We start from the raw sequence: 19124 nt of genomic DNA on the forward strand, positions 1-19124 counted from the left end.
CTTCGGAGGGAATCGAATGAAAAACGCAATCAGCAAGTGGAACCAAATAAGCCTGGTAAAAAGAATTCTTCTGGGCATCATCGCAGGTATCGCCCTCGCTTTGACTATTCCGAAAGCAGCAGGATGGGTGTCTATCTTCGGTACTTTATTTGTAGGTGCATTAAAAGCTGTGGCACCGGTACTGGTTTTTTTCCTGGTCATGCATGCCATTTCCAAACATAGAAGCGGACAGCAGACAAATATGAAGTCCATTATAGCTCTTTATGGTTTAAGCACCTTTTTAGCCGGACTTGTCGCAGTAGTAGCAAGCTTTATTTTTCCTGTTACCCTTTCACTTGCACCGGGAGCAGAGGATGTAACACCTCCAGGAGGGATAGCTGAAGTTCTTACAACCCTGCTGACCAATGTTGTGGACAACCCGGTCAATGCACTGATCAATGGCAATTATATCGGCATTCTGACTTGGGCAATCCTGCTTGGCATTGCCTTAAGAAAAGCAGCTGACACTACAAAAAACATGCTCGCAAATTTCTCAGATGCCATCTCGACTCTGGTTAAATGGGTAATTAGTTTCGCCCCAATAGGAATTATGGGCCTTGTGTTTGATGCCATTGTCAGCAATGGTATATCAGCATTGATGGATTACGGCAAGTTACTGTTCATCCTCCTGGGCTGCATGTTCTTTATCGCTCTGGTTGTAAATCCGATTATCGTATTTTTAAATATTCGCAGAAATCCATATCCGCTTGTTTTTAGATGCTTACGAGAAAGCGGAATTACAGCGTTCTTCACACGCAGCTCAGCAGCTAATATTCCTGTAAATATGAGCTTATGCGAAAAACTTGGACTGGATGAAGATACGTATTCCGTATCCATCCCATTAGGCGCAACGGTTAATATGGCTGGTGCAGCTGTTACAATTTCTGTTCTGACTCTTTCAGCCGTTCACACATTAGGTATTCAAGTGGATTTTGGAACAGCTCTAATCCTTAGCGTGTTAGCAGCAGTTTCTGCCGCAGGTGCTTCAGGTGTTGCAGGCGGATCCCTTCTTCTCATTCCTTTAGCAGCCAGCTTATTCGGAATTCCGGATGACGTAGCTATGCAGGTTGTCGGGGTAGGATTCATTATTGGCGTATTACAGGATTCATGTGAAACAGCCCTTAACTCTTCCTCAGATGTTCTATTTACTGCTACAGCTGAATATGCCAAAAAGCGCAAGGAAGGCAAAGTTGCAAAACTTAGTGCATAAATAAATAAAGGAGTCACTCTTAAGGTGACTCCTCCACTGAAGCCCAGTCGTTTAAGATGGGCTTTTTTTTATGTATTCTGCCACTAGATGCTATTAGTCTTTACCATTCACTTCGCGTTTGCATCAGGCTGGTGAATTCCGAAAATATTGCCTTCCGTATCCTTGAAGTATCCCTGCCAAGCCATACCTGGAAGAGCATACTTCGGCAATGCTACAGTGCCGCCATTCTCAAGGATTCTGCCTTCCGCGGCATCGTAATCTTCCACACCAATTGTGCAGGAATATCCGTTTATCGCTTGATTAGCTCCTAGAGGCGGTCCCTGGCGCTGCATCAGAGCACCATTAATGCCCGGCTCTTCATCATTTCCAGTCACTGCTCCATAATAAGGCATTCCGGCATATTCACTCCAATCCTGAAATGACCATCCAAATACCTCTCCATAAAATTTTTTAGCCCGCTCCATATCATCTGCATGGACTTCAAAATGAATTAATCTTCCCATAGTCTCCTCCTTGTAACGAAATCGCTTACACACATTTAATTATAATACTTATGGCAGTGATTTAAACGAATGTTTGAATTAATTTTATTAATCTATAATATGACATATAGATGCATCTTTAAGAAAAATATTATTACGATTTTTCGAAGATTAGTTTACTATCCTCATTTGCACAAAAAGCACCCTCACCCTGGAACACTCATTTAGGGTCGGGTGCTTTTACTTTTTCTTAAACTATCATCTTAATAAATTCCCACTGCATCAAATCCAGCAGCAGTTGCCGTTTGTTCGGGGCTGCCTTCCCCGTATAGGTCAATGGCAGATTGGACAATAGCCTGGCGTGCATCACTGAAATCAGAATTAGAGATCAAATAAACAGTTAATGCACGGTAATAAATTTTCCCAAGCTTCTCCCTGCCAATTTCCTGCCCGATCAGGTAGGCGGCATGGCTGGTAATAGAGGAGTTCACATGAACACCACCATTGTCGACATTTAGAGGCATGTCGTAAAATTCATCCATATGAGCCGGATAGACACCGCTGCCATATGCCGCTCTTTGCGGATTACTTACGACAACACTATTTGGGTCGCTTAAGCTGCGCAATCTCGTAACACCATCGGCTTTAGCAGCTGGTGCCATAATGTCCTCGCCCATTTCCCAGTCGTCATCGTCAACCAGAACCCCAAAGACATCAGCGAAGGATTCGTTCAAGGCTCCGGATTGATTCCGGTATGCAAGGTTGGCAGTATGAGAGATTACACCATGTGTCATTTCATGGGCGGCAACATCAAGTCCTGCCGATAATGAAATGAAAAACTCGCCATCCGCATCGCCATAAGCCATATAACGGCCGTTCCAGAATGCATTGTTATAATCTGTTCCCATGTGAACATATGAATTGATTGCCATTCCTTCTCCATCAAGAGAATTGCGGTCATGCTCATTCAGGAAATACTCATATACCCTTTCCGAATTATAATGCGCATCTACTGCAGCACGGTCATAATCCCCTATAAATGCAGCCGAATTCCCGACATACAGGGCATCATTATTTGAATCCCAATCATTTTTAGAATCAAAAGTAAAAATTCCGTCCAAATTCTCATGAGAGTAATCTGCTAACGCAAACTTTGTCCCGGATGCACCTTCTTTCGTTCGGGTAATATGAAGCTCCCTAAGATCTCCATTTACGCCTTTTCCGAATCCTTTCTGGGTTTTATTTTCTTCAACATGCAGGATTCCATTGTACTGATCAATGACTTCACCCGATTTGGCATCTACAAACACAAACCAGTTTCCAGGTTCATCTCCCATGAAGTTTACATTTACTTTATAGGCTGTATGATTTTCCCCTTCAAACGGATAGATAACAAGTTCAGAAGTTGGCTCATATGTAAGATCTTTTGGAGCACTGACAGCGGATAAAGCTGTTTTTACTGCAGCATCACGTTTTAAAGACACCGACGTGTCCACTGCTTCATCGGCAATTGCCTGATTTACTCTTCCGTTCACGGATACTACCTCATTATTTTTATTATAATGAACAATTACTTCGGACCCTTCTACTTTCACACCATTGACCGCATGATTAAACCTGACGTGGGTCATGCCAAGCTCATCTTTTTGTACATTTTTCACTTCCAGGTTTTTATCAGGACTTTTAATACCTGTTTGATCCTGATGCTTTTTTAAATAATTTAATGCATTCTCCGGAGTACTGGAAGAGAATTTTTCTGCAAATCTCTCTTTTACAAATAAAGGAACACTTGCTTTCTCATTCCACTCCTTGGAAGCATGTACAGGCTGAACCTTCTCTGAATCTGCCGGCTGGGCAAAAACATTTACAGGAATGGAACCTGCAAGTAACGCGGATGACAGCAATACAGGTGCAAGCAGCTTTTTTTTCATTATTTTGACCTCCTATTATTTAGATACTCTAAATTATAGAATAGGAGACTGTTGATCGAATGAATAATACGAATTATTTTTATATTGAATAAAATGTCGAATTGATAGTTAAAAATTACCAAATCTCTTTCCTTATACTAAATTATAATTAATATACAGGCCGAATCTATCATTTTGTAGTTAACGAAGCTTTTTTGTCTATTCTGTGTACGCTACAATATTGTCACACAACAATAAAGAAAGATTTTATTGCGCAATTATATATACCCCATATAGTATATTGATATAAACAATATTAAATACAGCAGCATTAAAGGTGCTGCATGAACTTGTGAAGGAGTGAACACTTATCCATTTTAATGGGAATAAATCAATTTAAGCATATTTAAAAATAGTCAGGAGGAATATGTCATGTCAAAAAAAATTGTCATTGTAGGCGGAGTTGCCGGCGGTGCTACTGCTGCTGCACGATTAAGAAGATTAGATGAAAAGTCAACGATCGTCCTGTTTGAACGGGGTGAACATATCTCGTTCGCCAATTGCGGCCTTCCCTATTATATCGGTGAAACCATTAAAGACCGGAATAAGCTTCTATTGCAAACGCCAGAGGGTATGAGCAAAAAATTCAATCTGGATGTCCGCAATCTTTCAGAAGTTATCGGAATAAGCCGTGAACAAAAAAAAGTGGAAGTCAAAAACCTCCGAACCGGTGAAATATATGAGGAATCATATGACACTCTTCTTTTATCACCAGGAGCAAAACCAATCGTGCCGCCTATTGAAGGACTATCAGATGCGCTAAATGTTTTCACACTCAGGAATATTCCGGATACAGATAAAATAAAGGCATTTGTTGACGAGCGGCATCCGGAAAGGGCTGTTGTGATTGGAGGAGGATTTATCGGGCTTGAAATGGCAGAGAATTTGGCAGAGCGCGGAATTCACGTATCGGTGGTGGAATTAGGCAAGCAGGTGATGGCCCCTATCGATTATGAAATGGCCTCTATTGTTCATTCGCACCTCATTGACAAAGGAGTCGATTTGATATTAGAGGATGGAGTCAAGGCGTTTAATCAGAATGGGAAAACCATCGAACTGGCAAGCGGGACAGAGCTTTGCACCGACTTGGCGATTTTATCCATAGGGGTAATACCTGAAAATAAGCTGGCCCTCTTGGCAGGGCTGGATGTGGGACAGCGCGGGGGAATTCTGGTAAACGAGTATCTGCAAACGGAAGATCCAGATATTTACGCCATTGGCGATGCCATTGAAGTGAGGGATTTTATCAATGGAAATGCAGCAATGATACCTTTAGCAGGCCCGGCTAACCGCCAGGGAAGAATTGCAGCTAATAATATTTACGGGAAGCAGGAAAAGTATAAAGGGACACTCGGTACATCCATTGCCAAAGTATTTGATTTAACCGTCGCATCCACAGGTATCAATGAAAAACAGCTGGCACAGCTGGGCATTAACTATCAGGCTGTGCATATTCATCCAAGCTCCCATGCAGGGTATTACCCTGGAGCCGCTCCAATCAGTTTAAAGCTGCTCTTTAGTCCCGATACAGGAAAAATCTATGGTGCACAGGCAGTTGGAGAAGATGGAGCAGACAAACGAATTGATGTAATTTCCACAGCCATAAAAGGGAATTTGACTGTGTTTGATTTGACCGAAATTGAGCTTTCCTATGCTCCGCCATTTTCATCTGCAAAGGATCCTGTCAATATGGCAGGGTATGTGGCAGAAAACATCATGAATGGCGACACGGTGACCGTCCAGTGGAATGAAATAGATGAAATCGTTGAAAATGGCGGTCTCCTGATCGACGTCCGGGACCCAATCGAAAGGGAAATGGGCTATATTCCAGGTTCTATTAACATTCCGCTGAGTGAAATTCGTGAACGCCTGAGGGAAATCCCTAAGGACAAAACGGTTTATGTTTCATGCCAGGTTGGGTTAAGAGGCTATTTAGCTTCCCGTATTCTCAAAGAAAATGGTTTTGTTGTAAAAAATCTGGATGGGGGCTGGAAAACATATTCAGCTGTTCATCACCAGAAAAAGAGAACCATCAATCCAGATCACAAGGAGCACATTCATCCATCTATCTGCATTGATGCATCCGGGTTAACCTGTCCCGGGCCTATTATGGAGGTTCATAAAAATATAAAGTCCCTCCAGCCAGGTGAATATCTTCAGATCACCACAACTGATTGCAATTTTATGAAAGATATTGCTTCATGGTGTGAAAAAAATGGGCATATGCTGGTTCAAACTGAGCGCAGCGGCAAACAATATCAAACTACTATCCAAAAAGGATAAGTGTTTTTCAGGATCTTATGCATGAGAAAAAGGAGAATATCAAACTCCTTTTTCTCATGCTTAGGTTTCTATAGTACAAAATAGGCATTCTGCCTTATAATATGAGATGGCATTATTAAATGGAGGTGAATGATCCAATGGGAAACATACATAATACATTTGGGTTAAACAAATTCAAAACGATGAAGGAAACATCTAAGGGTGTTGAATTTAAACATATTGGAAACGGCGAAGTCATTTATCTGCTTCCGAATAAAGAAATTACGATTGTGTTAAATCCAAAAACCGTTGAAGGCAATAAGAAGCTGGAGGAAAAATCCACTGGTCTGCGTCATAGTACAGTCCTGCGGGAATTCCCTAAACGGGAACATACTGGAAATGAACCAATTTCCTTTGGATATGCATATAAATTTTTATCTGAAGATGAATTAGATGCATTTCTTGATGAGTTAAATACACTTAGTTTCTAAAAAAGGTTCCTTCCCCTAATTACTAAAGTAACCTGGGGCGGGAAGCATTATTTCTTTTTCTGCCTAAACAAATCAATCGATTTATATCCTTGTGATAAAATATCGACCATTTGCGCTTCCCGTTTCTCACGGGTTTTCTCCTGCTTAACAGAAAAAATGTAGCGAGCCCAATCTTTTTGGTAACCCGGTGTCTAATCCTGAAAAAATTTCAATTCATCTGGATAGTCCGCTAAGAGTTTTTCAACATCTTGTACATTATCCTGATAATCAGCCACACATTGACTAGGAGACGATGACTTTTTCTCTTTTTTCTTTTCACGCTTCAATCCAACAACCGTAAAGACATCATCCATACTTACCATTCTCGAGAATTTCACTTCGCTATTTTCCACATACCCGTCTTCTTCCACTTTCATTGCCGGAAAAATATCATCCCTATGAACGTATGTATCATAACGTTTATTCCCTTTTTTAGGAAAAGCGAAAAATAAATATCCTTTTTCAAGCAGGAGTTCTTCATTAATTACTTTTCGAGTATAAATCACCATTTCATCAATTGTTTCTACAAAGATGAAGATTGAATCATGTTCACCTGATAAAGTAGTTTTGCATTCATTAAATACATCATAGTCAATTGGCTGGTTGAGGACAGCCAAATTATTATATTTGTTAAGCTTTAATTTATCAATGATTGACATAACATGCTGCTCCTTTATACTTTCTCTTTTTGATTTATGGATTAAACTATTCTTAAACCGATACAATTTTGTCTAACTACATTCTTTAGTTACATAATATTAATCACACAAGTCTATCACTTGTTTGCTTGCTATTTTGCTCACAAAAGTGTTAAGAAACTAAAAGCTAAAATAAACGGAAGTCTCTTTGACTTCCGTTTATTTTATAATTGAGTTTATATAATCGAGTGTTTCTTCTTTTCCTATCGGATTATGACCTTGTTTTTCATCTGCGTATAGTTGAATATGGAGCCTGTCGGCAAACACCTTCTCAGACATCCCCTTCAAATCTGTCATAAACGGAATCAGGTGGTTCATCATATCCTTTTCGGATGATATATTTTGTAAGTAATAGATCTTCGGTACGTAATTTACTTTTTTATAAAGTTCAATGACAATGATTCGGTCTTTATATCTCTTTTTTACTTCTTCTATTGTAAGGTTTGGATAGGATACATCCAACATCTGTTTTACTAGGTGCGGGTAAAAGTTGGTGACAATTGTCTGGGGGTTGTTAACGATTACAGTAGTACCTTTTATAAGCCCGGCTAACATTAAAGACATAAAACCTCCGGCAGAACTTCCATAAAAGTAAACATTATTCTTCTTATAATTTAGCTTTAAGATCATTTTATTCAAGAGTACTGACACATCCTTCAAGTAATGCCTGTCAGCTGTACCATTTCCCCATCCAATTGTCAGTTTATCCCACAAGTATAAAGTAGGATCATTGTAATAGATAAGCGATTCCTTAAAATCATCGATCCACGCATGACGCTGAAAGACTGGCGGCTTCATTCTGGTTGGATCAAATGAACCAGAACCTAAGATAAGCAATTTTTCAGAATTTCTTATTCTTATTAAAAATTCAAAGAGAACCCCATGCCAGTCTACAATTAATATATATGGAGCACCTTTTTTAAAACTAAAGTTGTTAAGTTGGTCATATTTAATTTTATATCTTTTATAAGAGTTTAACATTTTAACTCTACCCTTCTTGTCATATTCGACCTTTTTATCATTTATATGACTAGAATTCCTTGAATGATTGTATGCTTGTCTCTGTACTTACAAGGTTTGGGTAAACCATTAAATAATGTTATTTGAAAGATATGAAGGCATGCGAATTATTCTCTCGATCAGTGTAGTGAATGATCTTTAATGGAGACAGAATATTCTAATCCCCATATGACTTACCCGCCAAATGATAAAGTTCAAAAACCGCAGATGTGTCTGAAACAGACAGGCTTTTTCTGTGGTTTCAGCAATAGGTTAAAAATTGGACTAACATTACCGAAGGTACTCCAATTTATCTTTACTTTTCATTTAAGTTCTATAGATTGGCCTCTGCGACTCTCCCCAGCCTGCAAACCCCCTCTGTTATTTCTTTCTCATCAGCAAAGCTGAAAGAAAGGCGAAGACATTCTGTTCCAGCTGCCTGATTTATGAAAAAGTACTTGCCAGGAATAAAAGATACCCCCTCTGCAAGGGCATGTGTCAGCAGTTGCGATGTATCAGCACCAGGGAATTTCACCCAAACAAAGTACCCGCCTTCAGGCACATACCATGAAGCTGCTTCAGGAATGTACTGTTCCAGTGCAGAGATCATAGCCGCGCATTTCGACCTGTATGACTCTCTCAAGTTTACTAGTTTTTCATTAAAATCTGTGTTTGCTAAATAAACAGCCATGGCAGCTTGAGCAAACGGATGGTTCAGATCTTTTTTAAACCAGGCGCATGCATGGATGATTTCACTTGTTCCGGCTATCCATCCTATACGCATGCCCGGAGCCACTATCTTTGATAGCGAACCGACATGCAGAACTCGGGAGTTTTGATCCATTGCTTTTAGAGCCGGAAGACTTTTATTAAAAAATAATTCCCCATAAGCATCATCCTCTACTATTAGGAAATTAAATTTGTCCGCAAGCTCCAATACATGCTGCCTGCGCTCTTCTGTCATTGTTGTTCCTGTTGGGTTTTGAAAGGTCGGGATCGTATAAAGAAAACGCGGAAGGGCAAGCCCTTTTTGATTCCTTTCCTCCAGGATCTCTTCCAACGCCTCTGTTTGAAGTCCGTCCTTGTCTACAGGAATACTAATTATCTGTTTGGTGTAATTTTGGAAAATCTCTAAAGCCTCCATATAGGTGGGGGACTCTATTGCAATAATTGTCTCCTCATCAAGGAGAATGCGGGCAATCAAATCGATTGCCTGACAGGCACCCGAAGTTATCAAAAGCTCACTTTCCGTTACAGATATCCCCCGCTCTTTCAATCTTTCTAAAATCTGCTCCTTTAATTTTGCTGTTTTTGGACTGCCTATATAATGGAGCGGTAAATCATGTTCTTCATCTAATAGACAATTAACAGCTGCCTTTACCTCTTCATCCGGCACAAGGTCAGGTGCCGGGTAGCCGCAATGCAGGCGTATACAATCATCCGGTATCTCCGGAATCCACTCCCCTGGGGGAGTATTCTGAAGCGCCTTTTTGATTTTATCAGTAAAAAAAGAATCATCATTCACTTCGATCTACACCCTTCCAGCACTATTATTATTAAGTATAATTGTTCCAAAAACCTAGAAAAGCAAGTTTTCTTCGAAATGTCTTTTTACTTTTCCCCAATCTTCCTTTATAACACTATATAGGACAGTATGGCGAATGGTCCCTTCTTTTCGTATCATATGATTTCGAAGGACGCCCTCTTTTACCGCACCGGTACGTTCGATCGCTTTTTGTGAACGGAAGTTTTCATGTCCGGTTTTAATTTGTACGCGATTCACGGACAGTTCTTCAAAACAGTATGTTAATAATAAATATTTACAGTTTGAATTAATATTCGTGCGCCAATAAAGAGGGTTTATCCATGTTGAGCCGATTTCGAGCCGTTTATGCAGGATTGAGATATCGAGAAACCAAGTAGCACCGATGATATTCCCTGTTTTTTGATGGACAATGACAAAAGCAAAGTCGGTGCCCTGCTCACGTTTTTGTAACGCATCGTTGACGTATTGAATTACCCGGCTTTTATCAGTTAAATCAACAGACATATGCTCCCATATACGATGATCCTGTGCCGCTTCATAAATTCCCTCTGCATGCTCAAGTTCCATCGGAATTAATTGAACAATATCATTCTCTAATCTTTGCATGCCAACACTCTCCTTGAAACAATTAAACCTCTTTTCATTGATTCCGACAAATATGCAGCAACTATCATCATGAGATTCTCCATCTCCACTAATATATAAATACAATTATCACACTGCTGTTTTTACAGCCAGTATCAGCCCGGTAGCCCAATCCAATTCTGTTATGTCCAGGTCAGGTCTGTCCTGCAGAGTTTTTAGAAGTTTTGTGGCTTTGATCCGGAATTCTTCAGGCAATTTCTGCTGCGGAAACACATCGTGAATCACATAAAAACCGCCGATATTTAAATGATCCAGAGTTTTGTCCAGAAGCTCGAATTTCCCCGGCCATGTGTCAGCAAAAATAAAATCGAATCCTTCGGACAGGCTATTGATAAATGCTGCGCCGTCCTCACAGCAAAATGTAATTCTGCTGTCATTACCGAGGTACTTTCTTGCAATCGATTGCACTGTCGAATCAATGTCAACAGTCGTAAGCTTACTGCTTTCATCCATCCCATCCATGATCCATGAAGCAGACGCTCCCGTGCCTGTTCCCAGCTCCAAGAAGCTTCCCCCTGGTTTTGAGGCAGCCAGCCCCTTTAGTAAAAACCCTGTTTTTCGATCACATGACTGCCCGAAGCCGAGCACATCTGATTCCTGTAATATCCTTGAATATGCTTCCGGCACCTGTATAACGCCGTTTTCCATTTTACCATTCCTCCTCTTTCTTCGTTCTAATCTAACCAAGCTCAAACTATAAAAGAGCATCAAAAAAAGGCCTCTCAGTATAAGAGGCCTTTACTATTAAAAACGACCTCTTATCTCACAGAGCTTAAACTCTGTTGGAATTAGCACCTTCCTGACATAATCAGGGGTTGCTGAGGCTTCGCAGGGCCAGTCCCTCCACCTCTCGTGATAAGAATTGTGAATACTTATTGATTTTCACCCAAGTATTGCATAGTTTCAGTAAAATGGCAATACTTTCATTCTTTTAAATCTAATGAACTGCTTCCTCTCCCTGATAAATCCTAAATGCCGGAACAATCGTATCCGACACAATTTCTTTCCCCTTTTCACGGATGAAGTCCAATTTATAGTACGCTTCGAATCTCTGGCTGATTTCTGTTTTCACCAATTCAGGCGGAGTGACGACGATGAATTGGAACTTCAGCTTATCGGCTACAGCGAAAATAGGATCGAGCACATGGGCAGAAGCAGCTTGGCCGAAGGGATTATCACAGACTAGCGGAACCCAGCTTTGATCGGTTTCACTCTTGACCGAAAGAAGCATCATCATCATGACCATGCGGGCAGAAAGCTTTTGACCGCCGCTGCCATCTGATTTCGTCCTTGAACCCTGGTTGATCGTCTGCCAGGTCGAATAATGCTCACGCTGCGGTTTACCGTACATGAAGGCATTGTCTGTACGCATGTTATAAACCAGGAGCTCCGGATAGCGATTTCTGAGGGAAACAAATAAAATTTGCTCATCACTGATAAGCTGTTTGATTTCCTGTTCCAGCATCGGATTATTATCATCAATCATCTCAAATCGCTTTGTAATTTTATTAATGGCTGAAACGAAATGCTGCTTCAGTAAAGGTTCAACATCTTCCGCTTTTTTAGGCAGGATATCTTCTTTAAGCTGGACGAGCGGGAAAGAACCCCTTTCATTCTTAAGCTTCATTTTCGAAATCATCGAGCGAATTGACTCTGAAATGCTCATTACCTTCATGCTTGCCCGGCTTGCCCAGAAGTTTTGCGCCTTTTCCGCCCGTTCTTTGTCGCGCTCCAGCTGCTCCAGGCCGCTCTGAGAAAAGCGCTTCATGTTCTGGACGACACTTTGAATATGCGCATAATGCCTTGTATCCATATGATCGAGCGTAGTTAAGACTTCATTCTTAAAGCGAATTTCCCAATCCTTGCCTTCAATAGAAAGCTTTAAATTTCTTAGTGATTGTTCAATCTTCGCATGCTTCTCTTGCCCTTCATCCTGAATAGCCTGATGTTTTTCACTCCAGGATAGGATGCTTTGCTTTCCATGACTCTTTATTTTTTCTATATCCTCATCCGAAAAAGCTGCCGCTTCCTCTTTAAGAATGACGGATAAATGCAATTGATCTTTTTCAAACTCAGTTATACTTTGTTCTGTCTCTTTTTTGCGCTCTTCCGTCTTCTTTATTTCTGCATTTGTCTGTTTGGTCTGATCAGTAATTTCAACCGTCTTCACTTCCAGATCAAGCTCTTCCCATTCTTCAGGCTGCTGGTCATGCTTGGCCACTTTTTTAGAGGTTTTTTTACGCTGATCCATTCCATGCTTTAAGGAAGTTTCCGCAATGGTTACGGTCTTTTCCTGCTCACGCTCTTCTTTCTCTGCTGCCTTTGTTTCCTTTGCAGCTGTCTGAACCATATTTTCCAAAATACTTATTGGTTCATCCGGTACAGAAGCATCCTTCCACTCTTCATTAAGGGCATGAAGTTTTTTCTCCAGCTTCCTTTGCTGCTTCTGTTCCGCATCTCTTGTCGCTTGAATCGCGAGCAGTTCACTGGCTTGTTCTTCTTTTGATTTTTTCAGCTGTTTAAGCTCTCCAATGCTGCCAATGATTTCTTCTAAAATATAGGGTGATAATCGCGGAACCTCTTCAGAAGCTTCTGCTTTCTCAGCGGCTGGAAAAGCTGCACCTTCAATAAAGAAGCCGATCTTCTTAATGTTTTGTTCGGCTGACAGCTTCCATTCCAGATAGGTCTGGCTCCACTTTTCCTGAAGGTCAGCGATGGTCTGAAGCTCATTTCCCAGCTCATTCTGCAGCTTTTCGAAAGCTTCCTTTTGTTTCTCTTTTTCCTGCTTTACCCGTTTATTTTCCTGATGCATCGACTTTTCTCGGTTAAATTCCGCTAAGGATTCCGCATCTTTAGATAGCTTTTCAATCTTTTTCTTCGTCTTTTCCAGCTGTTCTCTAAGTCCCAGCTGCAGTTCTTTTTCTTTTTCCTCCTGCACGATGATAGCCTGCAATTCCGTTTTCCTCGAAAGCAGGGCTTCCTTTTCCTGAAGAAGTTCTTTTTCGATATCACCGGCAAGGTCATGGGAAAGGAATCGGTCGATTTCTTTTATAATGCGGCGCAGCGCTGTTTCTGTTTTTTCCAACTCTGCAAGCGTATCTTTCTGATCTTCTATTTGTTTCGCAATCTGAATCTTCCAGTTTGTGAACTGATTTTTATCCGCCAGCAGCTCCTTCTCCGTCCCGGTGATCATCACAAAGGCATTCTGCTGATTTTCGCCCGCCATTTCTTCCCGCATAAAAATCGGGACCGGACTTTTATACATCCTTCCGCTAAGGACCTGCTTATTGATTTTTTCCCATTGCGGCCTGCTGACTACTAAGCCGTACGGCAGAAGAGGATGAGAAAGCATGTGGCTCGTCATTTCATCCGGCTTTAAGGATTGGAGAAATTGGGATCCGTAAAATACGTCAATCCCCGTCTTTTCATCAATCCATTCCTTCAGTTCCTGCACATCATTATTGGCAATCCAGAAATGCTCATCATTCAAGGCATAATCCAGCTGCGTTTCCCAGAGTGCTTTCTTTAATTCTTCCCCTTGCTCGCGATTTTGAACGAGGAGCTCTTCCACTTCCAGGGCATATTTTGATAAAAGGGCATTCGTGAATGGTGCTGTTACACCTTGCAGAAAACCTTGCAGATGATCGAACAGCTTTGTTTCTTTTTGCTGCTGCTCTTCACTGTTCTTTTTTAGCTCTTCACACTTTTCTTCTGAAAACTGAATGGATTGTGCGAGTGTACCATGGGAAGAAGCAAGCTGGTTCTGCTTTTCATTTGAACTATGCTCTTTTGCCTGTATATCTTTGAGTGCCGCTTCTTTGGTTTCTATCTGTTTATTCAGATTTTCAATAAAACCCGTTAAATCATAGGTAATGCGGTCACCGAATTCCTCGATAAGCTGTTCTTCTTTTGATTCAAATTCATGAATTTTGGTATAAAGAAAATCAATTTCTGTACGAAGCTGAGCAATCTCCTGGGTCTTTTGTTTGTCCTGCTTTGACAGGTCGTTTGCTTTTTTCTTTAAAAACCTTTGATATCCGGAATATTGCTGTACGGCTTCCCTAATGGCAGCGGAGGATTTCTCCCATTGCTGTGCCGCTTCTTTTTTGATTTCATCCATTCTTTGATTCACTTGCTCCAGGCCGCTGTTCTGCTCGAGCTTCGCAATTTGCTGGGAAAGCGCGCGAATGCTTTGTTCTCCTTCATGCCATTCTTTTAGTAACAGCTGAAAAGCCAGCTCTTCTTTTCGCTCCTGCTTTTCCTTCACTGATTCCTGCAGAACAATATGCTTCTTCTGCTCTTCCGCTAATTTCTTCTCCCAATCCAGCACTTCCCGGTGAGCTTTTGCATACTCAAGATTATCTTTCTGAAAACGCAGATCCACTTGCCTGCCTGTTAATTTTTCGATTTCCTTTTCCAGTTCAATGAGTGTTTCTTCTTCTGTTTTCTTCAAATGCTCCAAAGCGCCAAGCAGCTGTCTTCCGGCCTTAATACTGTCCTCTACAATTTCCTTATGCCCGATACCCTTTGCAAGGCTCTCTTCAAAAGGAAGAATATCTTCCAGGAACTCTTTATGTGCCTGCTCTCTTTTCAGTAAAACAGGGAGGTCCTTCGCGATGCTTGCCTGACTCTTAAAAATCTCCACCAGATCGTTCTTCTGATGCTCCGTCCGGTGCAGAACCTGACTGACTGTAGGAATGATCCGCTTTTGGAACAGGGAATGATCATCTTCAGCGCCTTCAAAGAATTTTCCGACGCCGCCTTCATCCTTATTAATGTCCTTCATAATATCCCAATCTTTTCGGTTAATCCCATATGTATCCAAAATTCGGTAGTGTTTCTTTGTATCCCGGTAAACATCGTATCCATTCCATTTTAAGTAATCCTTAAGGCCTTCTGTTTCAGCCAGTTCTCCATCTTCATAGAGCGGAATATGTTCAAGGGATGCTTCTTCTTTTCGTTCAAACTCCCTTGTATAAAAGGTAATATTGGGGACAATTTTCGCTTCCTGTTCAAGTGGTTTGCTTTCTCCGCTCTCTTCATTCATTGAAATACGCTGTTCTGCTGAAAACATTCCGCCCGTCACCAAATGCCTGTGGTCAGCCCCGTCGAGCTCCCACTGTATGAGAACATGAAAGGTATAGGGAATAAACTGCTCTTTATTATTAAAAAAGAATTGCTGATAAAAGCGATTATTCTGCTTTCCCCATGCGGTACCAGGCTTAAGGATCTGAAATATGGTCTGCAGGAAAACACCTTTCCCGCCTCCATTCATCATCGAAATGAGGCCATTTGTGGAGGTTTCCTCATTATGAAAGTTAAAGGTTGTGTCCCTATACTGCTTTTGCATGCCATCATATTTCAGGCCGGCAATTCTAATTCGATGTATTTTCGGCATGCTGATCCTCCTCTGTTTTCATTAATTCCTTGAACATCTCATAACGGTCATAGTCATGATACAGGTATTCAATCCGTTCAAATAACTCCTGCTTTGGAATCGCCTTCGGTATATCCTCCCGATCCAGAATGACGATGAGTCCTTCTGTTTCCAAAAGACGCATGGCACTTGCAACCAAACCAATCCGCGTTCTGCGATTGGCTTTCCTCGCTCCATAATCATCTGTGTCGACCTCCATGTATTTCCATGTCGTCACAACGTCTCTCATATCAATTTTTTCTTCTTCTCCGAAATCCGGCTTTGCTTTAAGCAGGCTATCCCAATTCATAATGACATCATTCACTTGCCGTTCCAATGTATAAAAGCTGATCCCATCGCGCTTCGTGCGGATCTTGGCCGCCTGATTGCGGTCGATGCTCGCAAGGAATGCCATAATGACCACGCTCATCAGGTGAAAATGTTTTTTGGTTTCAATCTGTTTATGCCTGTCCTTCATATGTGTAAAATTCGTCGCAAAAACAGAGCCAGTCGGCTGTACAACGAGCTGAATCCGTTTCGGAGATTCAATGATAAAGGTCCCGGATTCGTCTGCCATTAAAAGCACCGTCTGTCTTACATCAGGATCGAAATACGCCTGGAAGTGCTCGCTGTTTTCATCGATGACCTTGTCTTTTAATAGCGTGAAATAAACTGCTGATGCAGTCTTAATGCTTTCTGCACTCATCATTTCTCCTCCTGAACACAAATTTTAAACGGAGTGATTTTCATTTGATACCAGAGGAAAGGTTCCGCCCGATGATCAAACTCTGTATAAAGTTTCAATCCTTCAAACACCTGGAATTGCGGATACTCCTGCATAAGCTTATAAAGAAGAATTTCCCTCTCATCGCTCAGAGCCTCTTCCTTCCGGTGCAGCACCTGAACCTTCAGAGGCTTTTTATCAAACATCATCCATAAATCAATCGTTTCCGATTCTTCAAACCATAAATCCTGTACATCAAGCGGCAATGTCGTTAAATCAGCCAGGGAAAACTCTCCGTATGTCTGCAAATATTGAAACACATAGCTCCAGGCCTTGATAACAGAATCCCAGTTCGTTACGCGCTGATGGGTAATGCTTTCGTCTTCCGTTTCTTCCTCCATCGTCTCTGTCAGCTGCTTTTCATCAAATTCCTGTTCGCCCCAGATCCAATCCAAGGGCAAGATAAATTCATTCTTTGGAGAAAATAAAGGACCCAGTACCTTCTCAACATGATCGAAGGAAGATGCCCCCTCCTTCATAAACCAGTTTTCATAAATATGCTCCCGAAACGAAACCAGGCTCGTTTCCCAAAACAGTGAAGGGTTTTCCGCTTTTAATTTCATTTCATAGGAGATATTCTGAATCACAAGCTTGGCAAAACGGTCATGTAATTGCCTTGTATGGCCGATTTTTTCCTGCAGGAGGATCAATTCTCTTTGAATGTGATCATCTTCCTCGTTTCTTCGTTTTGTCTTCTCAATCATACTGCTGATGGTACGGAAGTGATTTTTTTCTTCTTCAAATTGCTTTTCAATTTCCGCACGATTATCAGCCCTTTGCATTTCTTCTTCCATCAATAAGATTTTGGGATTATTGATCATTTCTTTTTGAAAGGAAAATTCTCTTGCCATTAAGCGGTTGACCCGTGAAATGAGGTGATCGAGGTTTCGGGTAGCTTTGCGGAAATTACCGTTTTTAATCAGCTGCATACTGTAGAGCTGTTCAATGGTGATCGAGAACTCCTCCGCCATTTCCCTGCTCATGAAAATCATTTCCTGTGAGACATCTGTGAGCTTATAGACGATAGATCCGCCCATCTCCAGGTTTGTATATAATTCATCCATTGTCACATAGCGGAATACCTGCGTCTCCCATGATTGTCTGATTTCATCGTAATAAAGGGCTTCAAACGGTCTGCTGTATTCTTCTTTTCCCTGATATAGAAGTCCGCTTGTAATTCGTTCAATCTGCTTCTCATCAGCCAAAAGCTTCATTTGTTTAATCGAATCTTCCACCATATATTTGATATCCGATTTTCTCCGATGATCATCATCATTCAATTCCCGATAAAAAATGGTGAGGAGCACCTGCATCAGAATCGTCTGGATATGAGGCTTCAGCTCTCCAACTTCCATTCCTCTTCCAAGCTCAAACAGCGGGTTTAAACGCTGCATCCGCTGGGCGAATCCTTCCCATGACTCGTTCACATCCATCTCCTCCAAGTTTCAATTGTTAAGACTTCCTGAGGAATGCGTTTATTTTCCTGCCATAATTGCATTAAGAGTTCCTGCTCTTCTTCCGTAAACCACCGAAAGAACGCATCACGGTATTTTAGATTTTGAGGCTGTCCTGATTTCTGGTCATTTCTTTGATCCAGACATTCAAGCATTTTACGGTAAATCTTCAATGCAGGCTGAATGCAGCATTCCGGATATTTCTCAATCAGCCTTGTCATGATCCCGCAGCCAGCTGCATCAAGATCTCCTGCATAATAGAATAGATACGATTTAGCCGGGAAAATTTTATAGAAGAACGAAAAGCTCCGTTCAATTTTCGTGCCTTCCCCATAAATGATCAGTTCCGGCTCGTAATCGAGCAGATCGCTTTCCAATAATTGAATGCTAGTATGAAAGAATGATAGATTCTCGACAATCAGCACTCGCTGAATATCTTTACTTTCTTTCCCCTGCTTCATCCAAAACACAAAAGGCTCCCCGTATCTAACCACTTTCAGCTGCTCTTCAGATACACCAATTCGTGCTAAAAAACCTTTTCCATCAGGAAAACTGATCACATCCTGCAGGAATTTTTCATGGCCGAACAGCTCCAGGCTTCTTTCCTCAAGTGAAACGGTTTCCCGTTCGCCGCTGGATTGGAGAAAAGCATATACATTCTTGACGCGGCTCCATTCCTCTTTCGTCTGCCATTCAGGGTGCCGTTCATAAAACGAAAAATCGAAACGATCACTTAACTTCATCATCTCGAGACGATCCCATTGGCCGGTGTGAGGTTTCACGTTCACCCAGAAATATAAAGGCAGAGACGGTGTTTTCCCGTTGTATTGATGATTATGTATTGGTGTCAGCTGCCCTTCGTCCTGCAATGATTGAAGGGCTTCATAAAATAGCGAATAACCGTCCATTTCATAATAATCATCCAGCAATTTGCGCAGCTGAAATTCCAAATCATTTATGTTTAACTTCTTCTTTTGCTTCGGGTGCTGAATATCTTCAATAAAGCTTCTCACCCTTGTTTCGATGATGTTGATTTTGTTCACCTTCTTAAACTTCATGAGTAATCGGGATAGAGTTTTCCCATTAGAT

Annotated in this window: 13 protein-coding genes, 1 pseudogene and 1 riboswitch; of the genes and pseudogenes, 3 read left to right on the forward strand and 11 right to left on the reverse strand. The window is 41.3% G+C overall.

What is annotated here, in order from left to right; translation table 11 throughout:
* Positions 1–16: 16 nt before the first annotated feature.
* Positions 17–1249 (forward strand): serine/threonine transporter SstT, encoded by a 1233-nt coding sequence (gene sstT, locus ACTHRG_RS17835; protein ID WP_076256038.1) that lies wholly within the window; start codon positions 17–19, stop codon positions 1247–1249.
* Positions 1250–1356: 107 nt separating this feature from the next.
* On the opposite strand, the gene ACTHRG_RS17840 is transcribed toward sstT, so the two are convergent.
* Both ACTHRG_RS17840 and ACTHRG_RS17845 read right to left on the reverse strand, forming a co-directional pair.
* Positions 1357–1752: a VOC family protein gene (locus tag ACTHRG_RS17840; protein ID WP_440231702.1), complete on the reverse strand. Its 396-nt coding sequence runs from the start codon at positions 1750–1752 to the stop codon at positions 1357–1359.
* Between the two features lie 242 nt (positions 1753–1994).
* Positions 1995–3662, reverse strand: coding sequence for a M4 family metallopeptidase (locus tag ACTHRG_RS17845; RefSeq protein WP_440231703.1), 1668 nt, complete (start codon positions 3660–3662; stop codon positions 1995–1997).
* A gap of 411 nt (positions 3663–4073) precedes the next feature.
* Between ACTHRG_RS17845 and ACTHRG_RS17850 the strand changes: the two genes are divergently transcribed.
* The gene (locus ACTHRG_RS17850) at positions 4074–5984 is read left to right on the forward strand and encodes a CoA-disulfide reductase (protein WP_440231704.1); all 1911 of its coding nucleotides are present in this window, start codon (positions 4074–4076) and stop codon (positions 5982–5984) included.
* 137 nt (positions 5985–6121) lie between these two features.
* Positions 6122–6454 carry a hypothetical protein gene (locus ACTHRG_RS17855; protein WP_440231705.1) on the forward strand — a complete coding sequence of 111 codons (333 nt, stop codon included), beginning with the start codon at positions 6122–6124 and terminating at the stop codon, positions 6452–6454.
* A gap of 47 nt (positions 6455–6501) precedes the next feature.
* On the opposite strand, the pseudogene ACTHRG_RS17860 reads toward ACTHRG_RS17855, so the two are convergent.
* From ACTHRG_RS17860 to ACTHRG_RS17900, 9 genes and pseudogenes are all read right to left on the reverse strand, one after another.
* Positions 6502–7152 (reverse strand): annotated as a pseudogene (locus ACTHRG_RS17860) (YdeI/OmpD-associated family protein).
* A gap of 198 nt (positions 7153–7350) precedes the next feature.
* Entirely contained in the window at positions 7351–8172 is an 822-nt protein-coding gene (locus ACTHRG_RS17865; RefSeq protein WP_440231706.1) for a glycosyl transferase family 2, read from the reverse strand.
* Positions 8173–8524: 352 nt separating this feature from the next.
* On the reverse strand, positions 8525–9715 hold the full coding sequence (locus ACTHRG_RS17870) for a PLP-dependent aminotransferase family protein (protein ID WP_440231707.1): 1191 nt from the start codon (positions 9713–9715) through the stop codon (positions 8525–8527).
* 54 nt (positions 9716–9769) lie between these two features.
* Positions 9770–10342, reverse strand: a complete 573-nt coding sequence (locus ACTHRG_RS17875; RefSeq protein WP_076256016.1) for a GNAT family N-acetyltransferase — start codon at positions 10340–10342, stop codon at positions 9770–9772.
* 108 nt (positions 10343–10450) lie between these two features.
* Complete coding sequence (locus ACTHRG_RS17880; RefSeq protein WP_440231708.1) at positions 10451–11029, reverse strand: O-methyltransferase; 579 nt, start codon at positions 11027–11029, stop codon at positions 10451–10453.
* A 107-nt stretch (positions 11030–11136) separates the two neighbouring features.
* Positions 11137–11243, reverse strand: a riboswitch (SAM riboswitch).
* Between the two features lie 75 nt (positions 11244–11318).
* Complete coding sequence (locus ACTHRG_RS17885; protein ID WP_076256012.1) at positions 11319–15779, reverse strand: hypothetical protein; 4461 nt, start codon at positions 15777–15779, stop codon at positions 11319–11321.
* The gene (locus ACTHRG_RS17890; protein ID WP_076256010.1) at positions 15757–16503 is read right to left on the reverse strand and encodes a DUF6063 family protein; all 747 of its coding nucleotides are present in this window, start codon (positions 16501–16503) and stop codon (positions 15757–15759) included. Before ACTHRG_RS17890 ends, ACTHRG_RS17885 begins: the two co-directional genes overlap by 23 nt.
* Positions 16503–18014 carry a hypothetical protein gene (locus ACTHRG_RS17895; RefSeq protein WP_440231710.1) on the reverse strand — a complete coding sequence of 504 codons (1512 nt, stop codon included), beginning with the start codon at positions 18012–18014 and terminating at the stop codon, positions 16503–16505. The genes ACTHRG_RS17890 and ACTHRG_RS17895 overlap by 1 nt, the downstream gene beginning before the upstream one ends.
* Positions 18005–19078, reverse strand: coding sequence for a Wadjet anti-phage system protein JetD domain-containing protein (locus ACTHRG_RS17900; protein WP_286147563.1), 1074 nt, complete (start codon positions 19076–19078; stop codon positions 18005–18007). Before ACTHRG_RS17900 ends, ACTHRG_RS17895 begins: the two co-directional genes overlap by 10 nt.
* Positions 19079–19124: the final 46 nt, after the last annotated feature.

The sequence above is a fragment of the Cytobacillus sp. SAFR-174 genome, from assembly GCF_051964675.1.
GTDB lineage: Bacteria > Bacillota > Bacilli > Bacillales > Cytobacillaceae > Cytobacillus.